Source organism: Pseudomonas sp. H2_D02, assembly GCF_054677635.1.
In genome coordinates, this window is the sequence record NZ_CP162816.1 from 727,139 (window position 1) to 742,527 (window position 15,389).

The 15,389-nt window shown below is 63.1% G+C and carries 9 protein-coding genes and 1 pseudogene; 8 read left to right on the forward strand and 2 right to left on the reverse strand.

Going from position 1 to position 15,389, the window contains the following annotated elements:
• Positions 1–59: 59 nt before the first annotated feature.
• Positions 60–2,274 (reverse strand): annotated as a pseudogene (locus AB4N42_RS03285) (LTA synthase family protein).
• A 233-nt stretch (positions 2,275–2,507) separates the two neighbouring features.
• Between AB4N42_RS03285 and AB4N42_RS03290 the strand changes: the two are divergent.
• The 4 genes from AB4N42_RS03290 to AB4N42_RS03305 all read left to right on the forward strand — a co-directional run bounded on the left by AB4N42_RS03290 (position 2,508) and on the right by AB4N42_RS03305 (position 7,590).
• A complete protein-coding gene (locus tag AB4N42_RS03290) occupies positions 2,508–3,404 on the forward strand; it encodes a LysR family transcriptional regulator (protein ID WP_460115862.1) in 897 nt (298 codons plus the stop codon).
• 131 nt (positions 3,405–3,535) lie between these two features.
• On the forward strand, positions 3,536–4,162 hold the full coding sequence (locus AB4N42_RS03295) for a glutathione S-transferase family protein (protein WP_460115863.1): 627 nt from the start codon (positions 3,536–3,538) through the stop codon (positions 4,160–4,162).
• A 100-nt stretch (positions 4,163–4,262) separates the two neighbouring features.
• The gene (locus AB4N42_RS03300) at positions 4,263–5,456 is read left to right on the forward strand and encodes a DUF3142 domain-containing protein (RefSeq protein ID WP_431146862.1); all 1,194 of its coding nucleotides are present in this window, start codon (positions 4,263–4,265) and stop codon (positions 5,454–5,456) included.
• On the forward strand, positions 5,443–7,590 hold the full coding sequence (locus tag AB4N42_RS03305) for a hypothetical protein (RefSeq protein ID WP_460115864.1): 2,148 nt from the start codon (positions 5,443–5,445) through the stop codon (positions 7,588–7,590). The genes AB4N42_RS03300 and AB4N42_RS03305 overlap by 14 nt, the downstream gene beginning before the upstream one ends.
• Before the next feature lie 176 nt (positions 7,591–7,766).
• On the opposite strand, the gene lpdA is transcribed toward AB4N42_RS03305, so the two are convergent.
• Positions 7,767–9,167, reverse strand: coding sequence for a dihydrolipoyl dehydrogenase (lpdA, locus tag AB4N42_RS03310; RefSeq protein WP_460115865.1), 1,401 nt, complete (start codon positions 9,165–9,167; stop codon positions 7,767–7,769).
• A gap of 197 nt (positions 9,168–9,364) precedes the next feature.
• On the opposite strand from lpdA, the gene AB4N42_RS03315 reads away from it, so the two are divergent.
• Genes AB4N42_RS03315 through AB4N42_RS03330 form a run of 4 tightly spaced genes read left to right on the forward strand, consistent with a single transcriptional unit; the run spans position 9,365 to position 15,310 of the window.
• Positions 9,365–11,326 (forward strand): SPFH domain-containing protein, encoded by a 1,962-nt coding sequence (locus tag AB4N42_RS03315; RefSeq protein ID WP_460115866.1) that lies wholly within the window; start codon positions 9,365–9,367, stop codon positions 11,324–11,326.
• Positions 11,323–12,369 (forward strand): protease modulator HflC, encoded by a 1,047-nt coding sequence (gene hflC / locus AB4N42_RS03320; protein WP_460115867.1) that lies wholly within the window; start codon positions 11,323–11,325, stop codon positions 12,367–12,369. Before AB4N42_RS03315 ends, hflC begins: the two co-directional genes overlap by 4 nt.
• Positions 12,366–13,418: a protease modulator HflK gene (gene hflK, locus AB4N42_RS03325; protein ID WP_030139066.1), complete on the forward strand. Its 1,053-nt coding sequence runs from the start codon at positions 12,366–12,368 to the stop codon at positions 13,416–13,418. The genes hflC and hflK overlap by 4 nt, the downstream gene beginning before the upstream one ends.
• Complete coding sequence (locus AB4N42_RS03330; protein WP_460115868.1) at positions 13,415–15,310, forward strand: cation-translocating P-type ATPase; 1,896 nt, start codon at positions 13,415–13,417, stop codon at positions 15,308–15,310. Before hflK ends, AB4N42_RS03330 begins: the two co-directional genes overlap by 4 nt.
• The last annotated feature ends 79 nt before the right edge of the window (positions 15,311–15,389 follow it).

Consider the following 15,389-nt stretch of genomic DNA (forward strand, 5'->3'; position numbering starts at 1 on the left):
CACCAAGGGGTTGAATGATAAACGCGCAACCGCTTTACAGCGGCTGCGCGTTTTTTCATTCAGCTGGACTGAGGCTCGCTGTCGTCCTGCAAATCGTCCAGGTATTCCGGTTGGTCCAGCTGTTCCGGCAGTTCAGTCACGACACTGAAGTCGCTGATCTCGATGGCGCCCGTCCCGTGGCCGAGCAAGTGGAAGGAGAACGCCTTGCGCGGCTGCGGGTTATCGAAATGGATATCCATCACCAGCGGCTGATCGGTGGTCACCGCGACGTCGGTGGGCAAATCCATCGGCACGTCCTGTTCGAACTCCTTGGCCTTGAGGGATATGTACGCGGCGTGGTCCGCGTCCACGGCTCGGATGCTCAAGCTGACGCGCGTGCGGGTGCCCTTGGGCATTTCCAGGTACTGGGCGCCGATCAGATTGTCGGTCCAGTCGTTGGACACCTGGGCCGGCAGCGGGATCTTTTCCGCGCTACCGAATTGGTAGTGTTGGTTCAAGGGCGTGGTGAACAACGTCTGGTCCAGTGCCGTGGCTCGGGCACTGACTTGTCTTGCGCGTTGGCCGCTGTATTGCCCCAGGTAGGTGGCGCTGTCGGCGATGAAGCCTTCGCTCCTGTAGTCGAGGCAATGTTGCTGGAAATCGCATTCGGTGAAGGTGCCCTTGCCATCGTGGTAGCGCAGCTTGCCGTTGGTGAACGACATGATTTCCCGGCCCGTCGCATAGTCCCTGAACATCGAGCGACCGGACAGCGAAGTCGGCACTTTGAAACCGAAGTAGTCGAGTACCGAAGCCGTCAGGTCGACATGGCCATGAACCCCTTGCTTGAGGCGCGGCAATGGCTCGGGCGCCAACATGAGGTTGAAGCCCCAGGACGAGGCCAGGCGCACATCGTCGATGCCGTGGGATTCATCCGAAGTGATGATCACCAGGGTATTGTCCAGGATGCCCTGGCGTTCCAGGCCGGCGAGGAAGCTGTCCAACGCGTCGTCCAGGTAACCCACGGCGGCCTGCTTGGCGGTGTCGTAGCGCTCCAGGTAATCCTCTGGCGCTGAATAGGGTTGGTGCGTGCCCACCGTCAGCAGCGTGAGCATCCAGGGTTTATCCGCCTGTTGCAGGTGCCCGACGTAATCCAGCGCGCCTTCGAAGAAAGTCTTGTCATCCTTGCCCCAGGGAAACTCCAGATAGGCGGGTCGGGTGAACCATTCCATGCCCAGGGTCGTGTCGAAGCCGATGTGCGGCATGATCCGGTCCTTGGCCATGAACCGCAGGCCGGCGCCCTGCAGGAAGTGGGTCGAGAATCCGTTCTGGCGCAATTGGGCAGGCAAGCAGGCCTGGTTGCGCTGGCTCTGGTTGAGCATTTCGACGCCCTTGGGCGTGCCGTTGTCGAGCTTGTCGTAATCGCCGCACAGCATGGCGTACAGGCCGCGGATGGTCTGGTGGCTGTGCAACACGTAGTCGGGCGTATTCATCCCGCGCTCGGCCCAGGCGCTGAGGCGCGGCATGAGGTTTTCCTGATAACTGCTTTTCAAGGCCTGGCGATTGGTTTCCAGGTAGGCGCCGGGAATGCCTTCCAGGGCGATGATCAGGACGTTGCGCGCGCGGCCCGGCGCGGCGAGCAGCTTTTTCCCTTCGAGATCCAGTCGGGTCAGCCCTTCCATGGGGGGAAGCGGTTCCTCGGTATCCCCGGCGACCCACTCTTGAATGTGCGCCTGGCCGGCGGCGAGGCCTGCCGTCATGAGCTGGTGGGGCAGGTTGAACAGGTTCCACTGGTCCGCTTCGCTGGGCCGCCAGGTTTGCACCGTGCCGTGAACCAGCAAAAGCGCCGCGCGGCAGCGCCCAGGCATGGCGCGGCAAGCCGGGCGCCCGGCGGCTCCGATTGATCCAGTGGACCGCCAGCCAGAGCGCCAAGGCGACCAGCTGGAAGGCGGCGAGCCAGGGATGAGCGAAGCCGCCGCTGGTGGAGTTCTCGACAAATTGCGGGTCGGTCAAATATTGGAGGTCCGACGGCGTTGGCATCCGTCCGACCGCACTGACCAGTTCGCTGCTGGCCAACATCAGCGTGGTCCAGGCGAGCAATACCGGTAACGCCAGCCACCCGGGGCGTCGATGCAGCAACACGATCAATAAGCTGCCGATGGCGAAGTCGGACAGATAGCCCAGCAGGTCGGACCAGCCAAGAACCAGGCGCAGCCCCATCGGGACGAAGAGCACGCATCCGGCCAGCGCGAGAAGGCTCGCGAGTGGATGAGTCAGCGCTCGATAAAAAACATTCACGGAAACGGGCCTTTTGTTCAAACCAATCCAGCAAACACACAACCCTGTAGGATTCTGCATTTGGTCATTAAACAGTCACAAGACTGTGCAGGATGGTACCAAGCGCAGCAGCCATTTTTGGTCCACAACCTCGCGGCTGGCTGCGGTTCGCGGGTCAATCCCTCTACAATGGCGACACGGCGTGGCTTTCAGGCGTGTTTAATCTTGTTTCAAGATTTCTCATCGGAGGATGGATGGACAGGTTCCAGGAGATGCAGGTGTTTGTCGCCGTGGCCCAGGATTCTGGATTTTCGGCCGCCGCGCGACGCTTGGGCCTGTCGGCCGCCAGCGTGACGCGGGCGGTGGTGGCGCTGGAACAACGCATCGGTACGCCGTTGCTGGTGCGGACCACGCGCAACGTCTACCTGAGCGAAGCCGGCCAACGCTTTCTCGATGACTGTCGGCGGATCCTCGGCGATCTGCAGGAAGCCGAGGACTCGGCGGCCGGCAGTCACGCCCAGCCTCGGGGACAACTGACCATCACCGCGCCGGTGCTGTTCGGGCAATTGTTCGTCACGCCAGTACTGGTGGATTACCTGGGGCGTTTTTCCGAGGTTTGCGTCAACGCCTTGCTGCTGGATCGCACCGTCAGCATGGTGGAAGAGGGCATCGACGTTGCCGTGCGCATCGGTGAGTTGCCCGATAGCAGCCTGCACGCCGTCCGTGTCGGCGAGGTGCGGCGGGTGGTGTGTGGCTCCCCCGGGTTCTTCGCCCGCCATGGCCGGCCTGAACACCCGCAGGACCTGGAGCGGATGCCCGTGGTGTCGTCCTCGGCCATTGGCCAGGTCAGGAACTGGACCTTTGTCGAGGCGGGCCAGCCGCTCTCGGTCCGGCCTGCGCCTCGGCTGGTGGTGACGGCCAACCAGGCTGCCATCGGCGCGGCGTGCCAGGGGTTGGGGATGACGCGGGTCCTGTCCTATCAGGTGGCGAGCTGCATTGCCGCCGGCGAGTTGGAAATCGTCCTGGCCGACTTCGAGCTGCCGCCCCTGCCGATCCATGTGGTGTACCAGGGCGGGCGCAATGCGCCGGCGCGGGTTCGCAGTTTTGTGGACTTCATGGTGAATGCGCTGCGGGAACACCCGGCCCTGTAGCGCTGAGGCATTGTTTCGCTGATAGAAATAAAGGATTGCGTTTGCAGGTGATTCTATAGCTCCAGGCATGAGCAGAAGATGACCCCATCGACGCCGCATAACGAGGGCGTCATTTCCCAGCGGAGTCGACCATGAACCCAATCAAGCTCTATCACTTCCCACTGTCCGGCCACGCACACCGTGTCCAATTGATGCTTTCGCTGCTCGAACTGCCGGTCGAGATTATTTTCGTCGACTTGGCCAAGGGGGCGCACAAACAGCCGGAATTCCTCGCGATCAACTCGTTCGGCCAGGTGCCGGTCCTGGACGATAACGGCGTGGTGCTGGCGGACTCCAACGCCATCCTGGTGTACCTGGCAAACAAATACGGCCAGGGTCGCTGGCTGCCGACGGACCCGGTCGGCGCCGCTCGCGTCCAGCGCTGGTTGTCGGTCGCCGCCGGTCCTTTGCATGCCGGTCCGGCCACGGCGCGCCTGATCACGGTATTCGGTGCGTCGCACAACGCCGAGGATGTGATTGCCCGGTCCCATACTCTGCTCAAAGTCATCGATCAGGAATTGAGTAACAGCACCTACCTGGCGGGTGACACGCCGACCATTGCCGACATCGCTGGCTACACCTATATCGCCCATGCGCCCGAGGGCAATGTGTCGCTGCAAGACTATGCCAACGTACGTGCATGGCTGGCGCGGATCGAGGCCTTGCCAGGGTTCGTAGGCATGCCACGTACCGCGGTGGGTTTGCAGAAAGACGCTTGAGCATCGGCCCGGTTGCGGCGAGGGTGCAAACGTCGCCGCTGGTTTCTGTGAGACCACGGAAGCGGTAATCTGCCAGCCTTTCCCGGGGTGGCTACGCTTCATGACTTTTATCCACAGGCTCTCGCTGGCGCTGGCCGCGTTGTTTTTGAGCGGCTGTGACCAGCCCGCGCCAACCGTCCTCGATCAACAACTCTATGTCTGGCAACGCCAATGGACGCCGGCCCATGAAGGCGCGTTACGGCAAAGCCGTGGCGACTTTTCCAGCTTGCGGGTGCTGGCGTTGCAGGCGTTTCCCGGCGCCGGCTGGAATCGCGCGCGTATCGATGCGGCGCTGCTCAAGGCTGACGGTCGACCGCTCATTGCGGTGATTCGCCTGGACGGCCAGCTCAAGTCCCTCGACCAAGACGACGTGATCGCACAGATCCAGCAATTGCTTGGCGATTGGCAAGCCCAGGGCCTGGCGCCGGTGGGGATTGAAATCGACCACGACGCCGGCAACGCACGGCTGCCAGCCTATCGGACCTTCCTCGCCCGACTCCGGCAAACCTTGCCGGCGACCTTGCAACTGAGCATCACGGCGTTGCCGGCCTGGCTCAGCAGCCCTGAATTGCCCGAACTGCTGAAAACCGTGGACAGCAGCGTCCTGCAGGTGCATGCGGTCAGCGACCCGCGCCAAGGCTTGTTCGACGCTGAACAGGCCAGGCGCTGGGCTGAGCGCTGGGGCGAGGTCACTGCGCGGCCGTTCTACCTGGCGCTGCCAGCCTACGGTGTGGCGCTGCTGACCCAGGAAAGCGGTGCGCCGATGGTGGAGAGTGAAGTGCCCATCGACCGGGGCGGCGAGCGTCGGGAGTTGCTGGCCGATCCGCAGCAAGTGGCCGGGCTTGTGATGAAGCTTCGCGCCGAACCGCCCAGGCATTTGAGCGGGTTGATCTGGTTTCGCCTGCCGCTGGTGGGGGACCGACGCGCCTGGAGCCTGGTCACCCTTGGTGCGGTGGCCCGTGGCGAAAGCCTGGAAAGCCGCCTGGTTGTGCAAATGGAAGAGCGGGACGGCCTCTACGATATCCGCCTGGTCAACCAGGGCAACCTCGACCTGCCTTGGCCCCAGCGCCTGACCCTGGCGGTGAGCGCGTGTGACGGGGTCGATGCCCTGGCCGGTTATACGTTGCAACAAACCCCCGGACTGCTTACCTTCACCCGCATTCAGGAAGGCCGCTTGGCTGCCGGTGCCCAGCGGGCGATCGGCTGGGCGCGCTGTACGAAAATTGACCAAGGAGGATTCAATGTCTACCCGTAAGTGGCCTCGTCGCCTGCTGTGCCTGAGCCTCAGTTTGCCGCTGGGTCACGCGTGGGCCTGCGGACCGGATTTCCCATTGCGCCTGCTGGATAACCGCGCCCAATCCCTGGCGGAATTGCCCGAAGGCAGCTTTCGTTTCGAGATCAGCCGTCTCGGCCAAGCCATTGCAGGGTTGAAGCCGACCACGGAGGCGACGCGCAATCCTGATTACAGCTACGACGACGTTTCTTCTTACGTGGAACAGCGCACCAAGGCTGAACAGCTTGGCCTGACGCCGCCGCAACAAGCGGTGGTGGAGCGTTTGCGTGCGTTGAGCGATGTCGAACAGGTCGCCACCGAAGCGGCGAACCTGCCCGCCGAGCTGCGCTTGTACGCGGTTGGCGCGGCGGCCTTCAATGCCGGCGATCATCAGCGCGCCGTCGAGGCGTTCCAGCAATTGCTGGCATTGCCGGCAGACGAGCGTCGCCTGCGCAGCACCTGGGCGGCGTATTCCTTGGGCCGTGCGTTGTTTGCCATGAGTGCCGAGGCCGGCAGCGGTGAACCCGCCGTGTTGTTGGATCAGTCGCGGCAAGCGTTTCGCCAGGTCCGCGAGCTGAGCATTGCCGGGTTCAGCGACCCGCTGGAGTTGGGCGTCGCCAGCCTCGGCGAGGAAGCCAGGGTGGCCTATACCGCTGATGATTGGGACAGCGCCATCGGGCTGTACGCGACACAAAATCTGCAAGGCTCGCCGGTGGGCTACAGTTCGTTGCTGCAGTTGGCGGGTGGCTTGAGCGTCGAGCCGGAAGAACGCCTGCGCACGTTGCTCAAGGCCAAGGCGGTCCAGCGCCTGGTGACGGCTTATCTGCTCAGTCGCGTTGGCTGGTGGGACGGTGAAGAGCCGTCCGGGGAGAAAACCCTCGTCAAGCTGTTGCAAGCCAGTGCCCAAGGCAACCTGGAGGATGCCGACCGCTTGGCCGCCGTGAGTTATCAACACGGTGACTACACCAGCGCCAAAGCCTTCGTGGACAAGGCCGCCGACACCGGCCTGGCCTGGTGGGTACGGGCCAAGCTGGCGCTGCGCGACGGTGACAAGGCCGGCGCGGCGGCGGCTTATGCCAACGCCGCCCAGGCATTCCCCAAAGACGAATCGTGGGGCGGTCGACGCACGCCGGACTGGGACTACGAGACAGTACAACCCAAATGCCGGGTCGACGGCGAGAGCGCGATCCTGGCGCTGCAACGGGGCGAATACCTGCAAGCTTTCGATCAGCTCTATCGCGGTCAGTACAATTATTGGTATGACGTGGCGACCGTCGCCGAGCGTGTGCTGACCGTCGATGAGCTCAAGCAATATGTCGATGCCCAGGTCCCCGCACCACCGCCGTTGAGCCAGCAAGATCGAGACAACTATGTACCGTTGTCGGTGGCGGCGAATCTGCGCAACCTCTTGGGTCGTCGTTTGCTGCGCGAAGGTCGCTACGATGAAGCCCCGGACTATTTCGACAATCCCGAGCTGCAGGCCAAGGCCCGCGCCTACGGACAACTGCGTGAGGATGCCGAGTCCAAATGGTTGCCGACCAGCCGAGCCGAGGCGTATTTCAATGCGTCCGTCATCGCGCGCCGGTCCGGCATGCAACTGCTGGGCTACGAAATGGCGCCGGATTACGCCAGCCTGGAAGGCAACTACAGTTTTGAACCGGTGGAGCTCAAGGTCGGTCCGCTGGTGGCCGAAGGCGAAGTGCAACGGCAACAGGCCAGCGCCGCCCAACCGGACGTGCGCTACCACTACCGTTTCGTCGCCACGGCGCTGGCGAGCCAGGCCGCCGATCACTTGCCGCATACCAGCCAGGCGTTCGCGGCGGTGTTGTGCAGGGCCGTGGGCTATAACTCCAGCCTCGAAGAACAAAGCGCGTTGTACCAGCGTTATGTGAAGGAGGGGCCTTACGTGGAGTGGGCGTGGGATTTCGGCCACCAATGCCCGGAACCGGCGTTCGACCAGGCCAACAAGCGCTACGTGACCCAGGCCCTGGCGCCTGTTCGCTCGGCGTTGCGGCCATTCAAGACCTGGTTGGAAGTGGGCGGCGCGGTGCTGGTGGTCGCCGTTGCGCTGGCACTGATCAGCCGGCGCAAGCGCAAGGCTCGGATGGCGGGGTAACGCCGCTTATTGAAGAAAAAACACAGGCCCTGTGGCGAGGGAGCTTGCTCCCGCTGGGTCGCGAAGCGGCCCCAAAATCTGCTGAATGCGGGTCCTCAGAAACACCGCACCGGCCGGTTTGCGACCGCTTCGCAGTCGAGCGGGAGCAAGCTCCCTCGCCACGGGATCGTCGCGTGCTACATCTGCGTCGCCATCCCCTCCACGTTCATCGCCGCCTGGCGCAACGCCTCCGAGCGAGTGGGGTGGGGATGGCAGATCAGCGCGATGTCTTCGGCCGATGCACCGAATTCCATGGCTACACAGTACTCGCCGATCATTTCGCTGACACTCGGCCCGACCAGGTGCACACCGAGAATTTCGTCGGTGTGTTCATCGGCCAGGACCTTGGCGAACCCCTCGGTCTCATGGTTGATTTTCGCCCGGCTGTTGGCCGTGAACGGGAATTTCCCGACCTTGTAGGCTCGGCCTTCGGCCTTGAGCTGCTCTTCGGTCCTGCCGACGCTGGCCAGTTCCGGACGGGTGTAGATGACGCTAGGGATCAGGTCGTAATTGACCTCACCGGCCTTGCCGACGATCTGTTCGAGGCAGGCCATGGCCTCATCCTCGGCCTTGTGGGCCAGCATCGGCCCGGAGGTCACGTCGCCAATGACCCAAACGCCGGGGGCCTCGGTGCGGTGGCGCTGGTTGGCGAGCATGCCGCGTTTATCAGTCTCCAGCCCGACGTTTTCCAGGCCCAGCCCTTGGGTGTAAGGCCGACGACCGATGGCGACCAGCACGTAGTCGGCATCCAGGGTCTGTGCTTCGCCGCCTGACGCCGGCTCGACCTGCAATTGCACGCCGTTTTCGGAGGACACCGCACGGGTGACCTTGGTGCTCAACTTGAACTCGATCCCCTGTTTGGCCAAGGCCCGTTGCAGGGTCTTGGCGGTCTCGCCATCCGCCCCCGGGCAGATGCGATCAAGGTATTCCACCACGGTCACTTGGGCCCCCAGGCGTCGCCAGACTGAACCCAGCTCAAGGCCGATGACGCCTGCGCCAATCACCACCAAATGCCGGGGCACCTCGGCCAAGGACAACGCGCCGGTGGAGTCCAGGATGCGCCGGTTATCGATGTCCACGCCCGGCAGCGGCGTCGGTTCCGAGCCGGTGGCGATGATGATGTCCTTGGCGCTCAGTTCGACCTTGGCGCCATCTTCGCCGGTGACGGTCACTTTGCCGGGCCCATCGATATGGCCCCAGCCCTTGATCCAGTCGACCTTGTTCTTGCGAAACAGAAACTCGATGCCCTTGGTCAGGCCCGCGACGCTTTCGTCCTTCTGCTTCATCATCTGCGCGAGGTCGAGGGTAGGGCTGACGTTGATGCCCAGATGGGCGAATTCCGAGCCTTTGGCCGCGTCGTAGAGTTCAGACGCGTGAAGCAGCGCCTTGGAGGGCATGCAGCCGACGTTCAGGCAGGTGCCGCCCAGGGTGGCGCGGCCTTCGACGCAGGCGGCTTTCAACCCAAGTTGTCCGGCTCGAATGGCTGCGTTATAGCCGCCGGGTCCACCGCCCAGAATGATCACGTCGTAATTGCTCATCACCGATCTCCCCCATGGCTGAAAAAATTATGATCATAATATGAGCGCGTCGAACGATCACGGTCAAGGCTCAAGGCCTATCGTGAAGAATTCAAAACAGAAATTTCACAGCAATAGTTATAAGGTAACGACACGTAACGGAACGGCAGTGGCGTAGACCACAAGTCCGGATTTTGATCGCCACGAGCTGGGGTGGTATGCAAGTCGATCTTGAGGTTGAAGACGCACAGGTGGCCGAATGGCCGCGCTTCCAGCAGGCCGCCTTCCAAGGGCGCCGCTTGAAGCGGATTGCGGTTGCGTTGGGCGGTCTGGCGGGGTTCGGACTGGTGCTGGCGTTTTTCATCGGCGTGTTCTCACCACAATCCGTGTGGCCGGCCTTGTTGGTCGGTCAAAGCGCCGGCCTGTGGGTATTGGTGGCGGGCCTGCAGTCGGCGTGGTGGGTGACGCAATGGCGCCGCACGACACTGCAGCCAGCTGTGGATATCTCGCCTATGCCCAGCGAGCCTGTTGATAACCTGGGCGCTTACGAGCGACTGCTTGAGCGAATCAGCACGTGGTGGAACGGTTTGTTGAAGCAAATCGGCGCGCCGGTCTTATGGCTTGCCGGATGGGCGCTGCTGATCTTGCTGAGTCTGGAGCAAGTCTGGAACCTGGCGTTACCGGCGGCTTCCCTCGGTATGGCGGCCAGTATTGGCGCGGTGGTGTCGTTGTCACTGGCGTTTGGCTTGTTGGTGTTTGAACGGCACTTGGCGCAACAACCCGCGATCGAGTGGCCAGAAGCACGGTCGCTGGCGCAACTGACGCGCGTGGCGATCATCGTCCTCGTGCTTGGCGCCGTCTGCCTGCTCTTTGCCGGAGACACGTCGGTCTGGTCGGCGCGCCTTGCGGTGTTGATCGGCGTATTGCCGGGGCTGGTGGCGGTGGAGTTGTTGCTTCGTGCAGTGCTGGCGTTGTTCAGCCCGCGGCGCGAGACGTTGGAGCCAACACTGTTGGGGCGAAGTGTGCTCGCCGACCTGCTGCGCTGGCCACCGCAGCCGCTGTTGGCCCTGCAACATGAGTTACACAATCGCTTTGGCATCGACCTGCGCCAGATCTGGGCGTTCAGCTACATGCGCCGGGCGTTCTGGCCGGTAGTGGCGGTGGTGTCGCTGGTGGGTTGGTTGCTGACGGGCGTGCACGAAGTACCGCTGCAAGCGCGCGGCATTTATGAGCGCTTCGGCGAACCGGCGCAGGTTTTCGGCCCAGGTCTGCACGTCGGATTGCCTTGGCCGTGGGGCAGGGTGCTGAGCGTCGAGAACGGCGTCGTGCATGAGCTGGCAACCAGTGTCGGCGACGCTCGCGTCCCTGCCGAGGCTGAACCGGCGGAAGGACCGGCTCCGGCCATGGCCAATCGGTTATGGGATGCCAGTCACGTCAACGACAAGTCCCAGGTGATTGCCAGCCAACGCGCCGATCAACAGAGCTTTCAGATCGTCAACATGGACGTGCGCTTCGTCTACCGCATCGGCCTGACGGATGCAGCGGCGTTGGCGGCGACTTACAACAGCACGGATGTGCCGTCGCTGATCCGCAGCACCGCCAGCCGCATCCTGGTTCATGAGTTCGCTTCACGCACATTGGACGGATTGTTGGGTGCCGATCGGGTCAGCCTGGCCGAGGAAATCGGCAAGGCCGTGCAGGCTGACTTGCAGTCACTCGACAGTGGCGTGGAAATCCTGGCAACCGTGGTCGAGGCGATTCATCCCCCGGCTGGCGCGGCCAATGCCTACCACGGCGTACAAGCTGCGCAGATCGGTGCCCAGGCACTGATCGCCCGGGAGCGTGGCGCCGCTGCGGAGCAAACCAACCAGGCGCAACTGCAGGCCAGCAATGCACACGACCAGGCCGAGGCTTCGGCCCGGGAAATCAACGCCACCGCGCAGGCCGCGAACTTGCGCTTTGAAGCCGAACGCAAAGCCTACGCAACAGCCGGCCATGCCTTTGTGCTCGAGCAGTACCTCGGGCAACTGAGTCAAGGGCTGGGCAAGGCGAACCTGCTAATCCTCGACCACCGCCTCGGCGACAGCGGCAGCCCGCCTACCATCGATCTGCGAACTTTCATCTTGCCGACAGACCCCGTATCGCCACGTAACCCTGTCCAGCCAGGAGCTGCCCATTGAGCCAGTCTTCTTCACACGGCCATCACGACCATACCGATCATGCCCATGCCGGCCATCATCACGGCCACCACCACGGACATCATCACCCTCATCATGGCGATCCGCAGCCCGCCGGGCCATTTCCTTGGCGGCGGATGGGTTGGGCGGGGCTGCTGGTGGCGTTTGCCATCGCGGCGGCGAGCCTGGTGCAAGTGCGCTCGGGCGAGGCCACGGTCATTACGCGTTTCGGCAACCCGGCGCGGGTGTTGCTGCAACCGGGCCTGGGCTGGCGCTGGCCGGCACCGTTCGAGGCAGCGATCCCGGTGGATTTACGGCTGCGTACCACCTCCAGCGGCTTGCAGGATGTGGGCACGCGGGACGGTCTTCGGATCATCATCCAGGCCTATGTGACGTGGCAGGTACAGGGCGACCCGGACAATGTGCAGCGGTTCATGCGTGCGGTGCAGAATCAGCCGGATGAAGCCGCGCGGCAGATACGTACGTTTGTCGGCTCGGCCCTGGAAACCACGGCTGCCAGTTTTGATTTGGCGAACCTGGTCAATACCGATGCGGCCAACGTCCGCATAGCCGATTTCGAAACCCAATTGCGCCAGCAGATCGAGCAGCAACTCCTCAAGACCTACGGCGTGCGGGTTTTGCAGGTAGGCATCGAACGCCTGACCTTGCCCTCGGTGACGCTCAACGCGACGGTGGACCGTATGCGCGCCGAGCGTGAGACCATCGCTACGGAGCGCACGGCCATCGGCAAGCGCGAAGCGGCGCAGATTCGTTCAGCGGCTGAACGTGACGCGCGGGTCCTGCAGGCTGATGCCACGGTCAAGGCTGCTGCCATCGAGGCGCAATCGCGAGTGGAAGCTGCCGAAATTTACGGCAAGGCCTACGCTGGATCCCCGCAGCTATACAATCTGCTGCGCTCCTTGGACACCTTGGGCACGATCGTCAGCCCGAGTAGCAAGTTGATCCTGCGCACCGACGCTGCGCCATTCCGCGTCTTGGTGGACGGTCCTCCCACCGAGGAACTGAAGGACGGTAAGCGACCATGAGTTTGGTTCCACGTGGAACAAATGAGTTGTCGAGTCCATGGATTCAGGCGGGGCGGCTGGCTTATCTGGCGCTTTATGCCGTTACGGTGTTGGCCGCGTTGGCCTGGGTCTTTTCGAATGTTCGGCAAATCGACCCGCAGGATCGTGCGGTGGTCCTGCATTTCGGTGCGCTCGATCGAATCCAGAATGCGGGACTCTTACTGGCCTGGCCGCGGCCCGTGGAACAAGTGATCTTGCTCCCGGCGGCGGATCGAGTCCTGGAACGCAGGGTGGAGAATCTGCTGCGTTCGGATGCGGCGCTGCAAGCGGACCGTGTGGCCAGTTTTGCCTCTCCGGTCAGCGATGCCCTGGCAGGTTCCGGTTATTTGTTGACCGGCGACTCGGGCGTGGTGCAACTGGATGTACGGGTGTTCTACAAGGTCACCGACCCTTACGCCTTCGTTCTGCAAGGCGAGCATGTCTTGCCGGCACTCGACCGCCTGGCAACTCGCAGTGCCGTGGCGCTTGCCGCTGCTCGGGACTTGGACACGATCCTGGTGGCTCGCCCCGAGCTGATGGGCAGCGACAGCCAGGCCGCCGAACGTCGTGAACGCTTGCGTGGTGATCTGGTACAAGGCATCAACCGACGGTTGGCTGAACTCGCCGCGACAGGGCAGGGCCTGGGCATCGAAGTGGTCCGGGTCGATGTGCAATCGAGCCTGCCGGGGCCGGCGGTCAATGCCTTCAACGCCGTGCTCACCGCCAGTCAGCAGGCCGACAAAGTAGTCGCCAATGCCCGCACTGAAGCCGAGAAGCAAAGCCAGGCAGCCCGCCAAGAGGCCGATCGTGCGGTGCAAGTCGCCCATGCCCAGGCCAGTGAACGGCTCGCCAAGGCGTCGGCCGATACAGCCTCGGTGTCCGGATTGGCGAAGGCCCAAGGCAGCGATCCGCAAATGCTCCTGCGCCTGTACCGTGAACGCATGCCGGGCATTCTTCGTCAGGCCGGTTCAGTAACCACGGTCGATCCAAAGGACGATTCCCGTCTGATCATCCAGGGAGCCGGACAATGACCGCTCAAGCTGCTGCTTCACCCATGTTGTCTTCCGCCGAGCAGCGTTCAGCCGCTCGGCAACTGACCCTGGCGATGCTCGCCCTTGGTTTGCTTGCGTTGGGCCTGGCATGGCGTGGCTGGTCGCCGGAACAGAGCGGCGTCAGTCAGTTGCTGTTGGGAGCCGCCTCGCTGTTGGTGGCAGTGCCGGTGATGCGGTCCGCCTGGTACAGCCTGCGTTATCCGAGCCTGCATGGCATCACCGATCAGTTGATCGCCCTGGCGATGCTCGGTGCCTGGGCCACCGGCGATCTGCTGACGGCTGCGTTGTTGCCGATCATCATGATCTTCGGCCATGTGTTGGAGGAGCGCAGCGTCATCGGCTCCCAGGAAGCGATTCACGCCCTCGGCCAACTGACCCGCAGCCAAGGCCGCAAAGTGCAAGCTGACGGCTCGATCATCGAAGTCGATAACGGCACGTTGCGGCCCGGCGATGTGGTGGAAGTGCGCGCCGGTGATCGAGTGCCTGCGGACGGTCGAGTCTTGTCCGGCCAGGCGAGCCTCGACACTGCGCCCATCACCGGCGAGTCGGTGCCCCTGGAGGCGGGCGTCGGGGTCGAGGTCTTTGGTGGCGCGATCAATCTTGACGGTGTGTTGCGCCTGGAGGTTACTCGCATCGGTGATGAGTCAACGCTGGGCAAGGTCATCGCGCTGATGCAAAACGCGGAACGCTCGAAGCCACCGATCACTCGCCTGCTGGAGCGCTACGCCGGCAGTTATCTGGTGCTGGTGTTGTTATTGGCGGCGGTGACGTGGTTTGTCACCAACGATGCCCAGGCGATGCTCGCGGTTCTGGTGGCGGCGTGCCCCTGCGCCTTGGTGCTGTCGGCGCCGGCCACGGCGATTGCCGGTATTGCGGTTGCAGCGCGTCATGGAATTCTGATCCGCAGCTCGGCTTTCCTTGAAGAGTTGGCAGACCTGACTTCGCTGGTGATCGATAAGACCGGCACCCTGACTTACGGCACCTTGCGCTTGCAATCGATCGAAGGGAGCCAGGACGACCTGGCGATAGTGTTGCCTTTGGCCGCCAGCCTAGGATCGGCCAGCAGCCATCCGGTCAGCCGCGCGCTGGCCGGCCTGGTGGAGCAACATCAATATTTGCCGCTCACCGACATTCATGAGCGCCAGGGTCTGGGCGTGGTCGCCATGACCGGGGAGGGCGAAGCTGCGCTCGGCCGTCCTGAGTTGTTCGCCCGACTGGGCATCCAGACCACGGCCGTACCCAACCATGACGGCCCGATTGCTGGCTTGGCCCTGGATGGACAATTCCTCGCTTGGCTGTTGCTGGCCGACAGCGTCAAGCCGGAAGCGCGGCTGGCGATGACTGAATTGCGCACGCTTGGCCTCGGACGCCAATTGCTGTTGACGGGTGATCGCCAGAGCGTGGCCAACGCCTTGGCCCAAGAGGTCGGTATTCATGAGTTGCAGGCACAGGCCTTGCCGGAAGATAAACTCCAACGGGTCATGGCCGAGATCGACCACGGCTTCCGGCCCATGGTGGTGGGGGACGGCATCAACGACTCACTGGCGCTCAAGGCTGGCGTGGTCGGCGTGGCGATGGGCGCGGGTGGCGCGGATATCGCGTTGGCGTCGGCGGACATCGTGTTGATCGGCAGCGACCTGCGACGCCTCGGGACCTGCGTACGATTGAGCCGGCAGTGTCGGCGCACGCTGCAAGTCAACGTGATCATTGGTCTGGGCTGGACGCTGGCCATCGTTGCGTTCGCCGCATTCGGCTGGCTTGGCGCCGCGGGGGCGATGATCGCGGCATTGCTGCATAACTTGAGTACGCTGTTGGTACTGGGCAATGCCGGAAGACTGCTACGCTTCCAGGAGCCGCTGCCAAAGATCTAGGCCGTCCGTGAACGAACTGTTGAAGGCGCGCGCAGTCAGTTACGAGAGGTAGCACCACTTCAGGCAGTTACTGCTCAAA

What these genes read in the sequence shown, in the direction of transcription:
- AB4N42_RS03290 (WP_460115862.1), top strand. Translation starts at nt 2,508, where the DNA reads ATGGACAGGTTCCAGGAGATGCAGGTGTTTGTCGCCGTGGCCCAGGAT.
- AB4N42_RS03295 (WP_460115863.1), top strand. Translation starts at nt 3,536, where the DNA reads ATGAACCCAATCAAGCTCTATCACTTCCCACTGTCCGGCCACGCACAC.
- AB4N42_RS03300 (WP_431146862.1), top strand. Translation starts at nt 4,263, where the DNA reads ATGACTTTTATCCACAGGCTCTCGCTGGCGCTGGCCGCGTTGTTTTTG.
- AB4N42_RS03305 (WP_460115864.1), top strand. Translation starts at nt 5,443, where the DNA reads ATGTCTACCCGTAAGTGGCCTCGTCGCCTGCTGTGCCTGAGCCTCAGT.
- lpdA (WP_460115865.1), bottom strand. Translation starts at nt 9,167, where the DNA reads ATGAGCAATTACGACGTGATCATTCTGGGCGGTGGACCCGGCGGCTAT.
- AB4N42_RS03315 (WP_460115866.1), top strand. Translation starts at nt 9,365, where the DNA reads ATGCAAGTCGATCTTGAGGTTGAAGACGCACAGGTGGCCGAATGGCCG.
- hflK (WP_030139066.1), top strand. Translation starts at nt 12,366, where the DNA reads ATGAGTTTGGTTCCACGTGGAACAAATGAGTTGTCGAGTCCATGGATT.
- AB4N42_RS03330 (WP_460115868.1), top strand. Translation starts at nt 13,415, where the DNA reads ATGACCGCTCAAGCTGCTGCTTCACCCATGTTGTCTTCCGCCGAGCAG.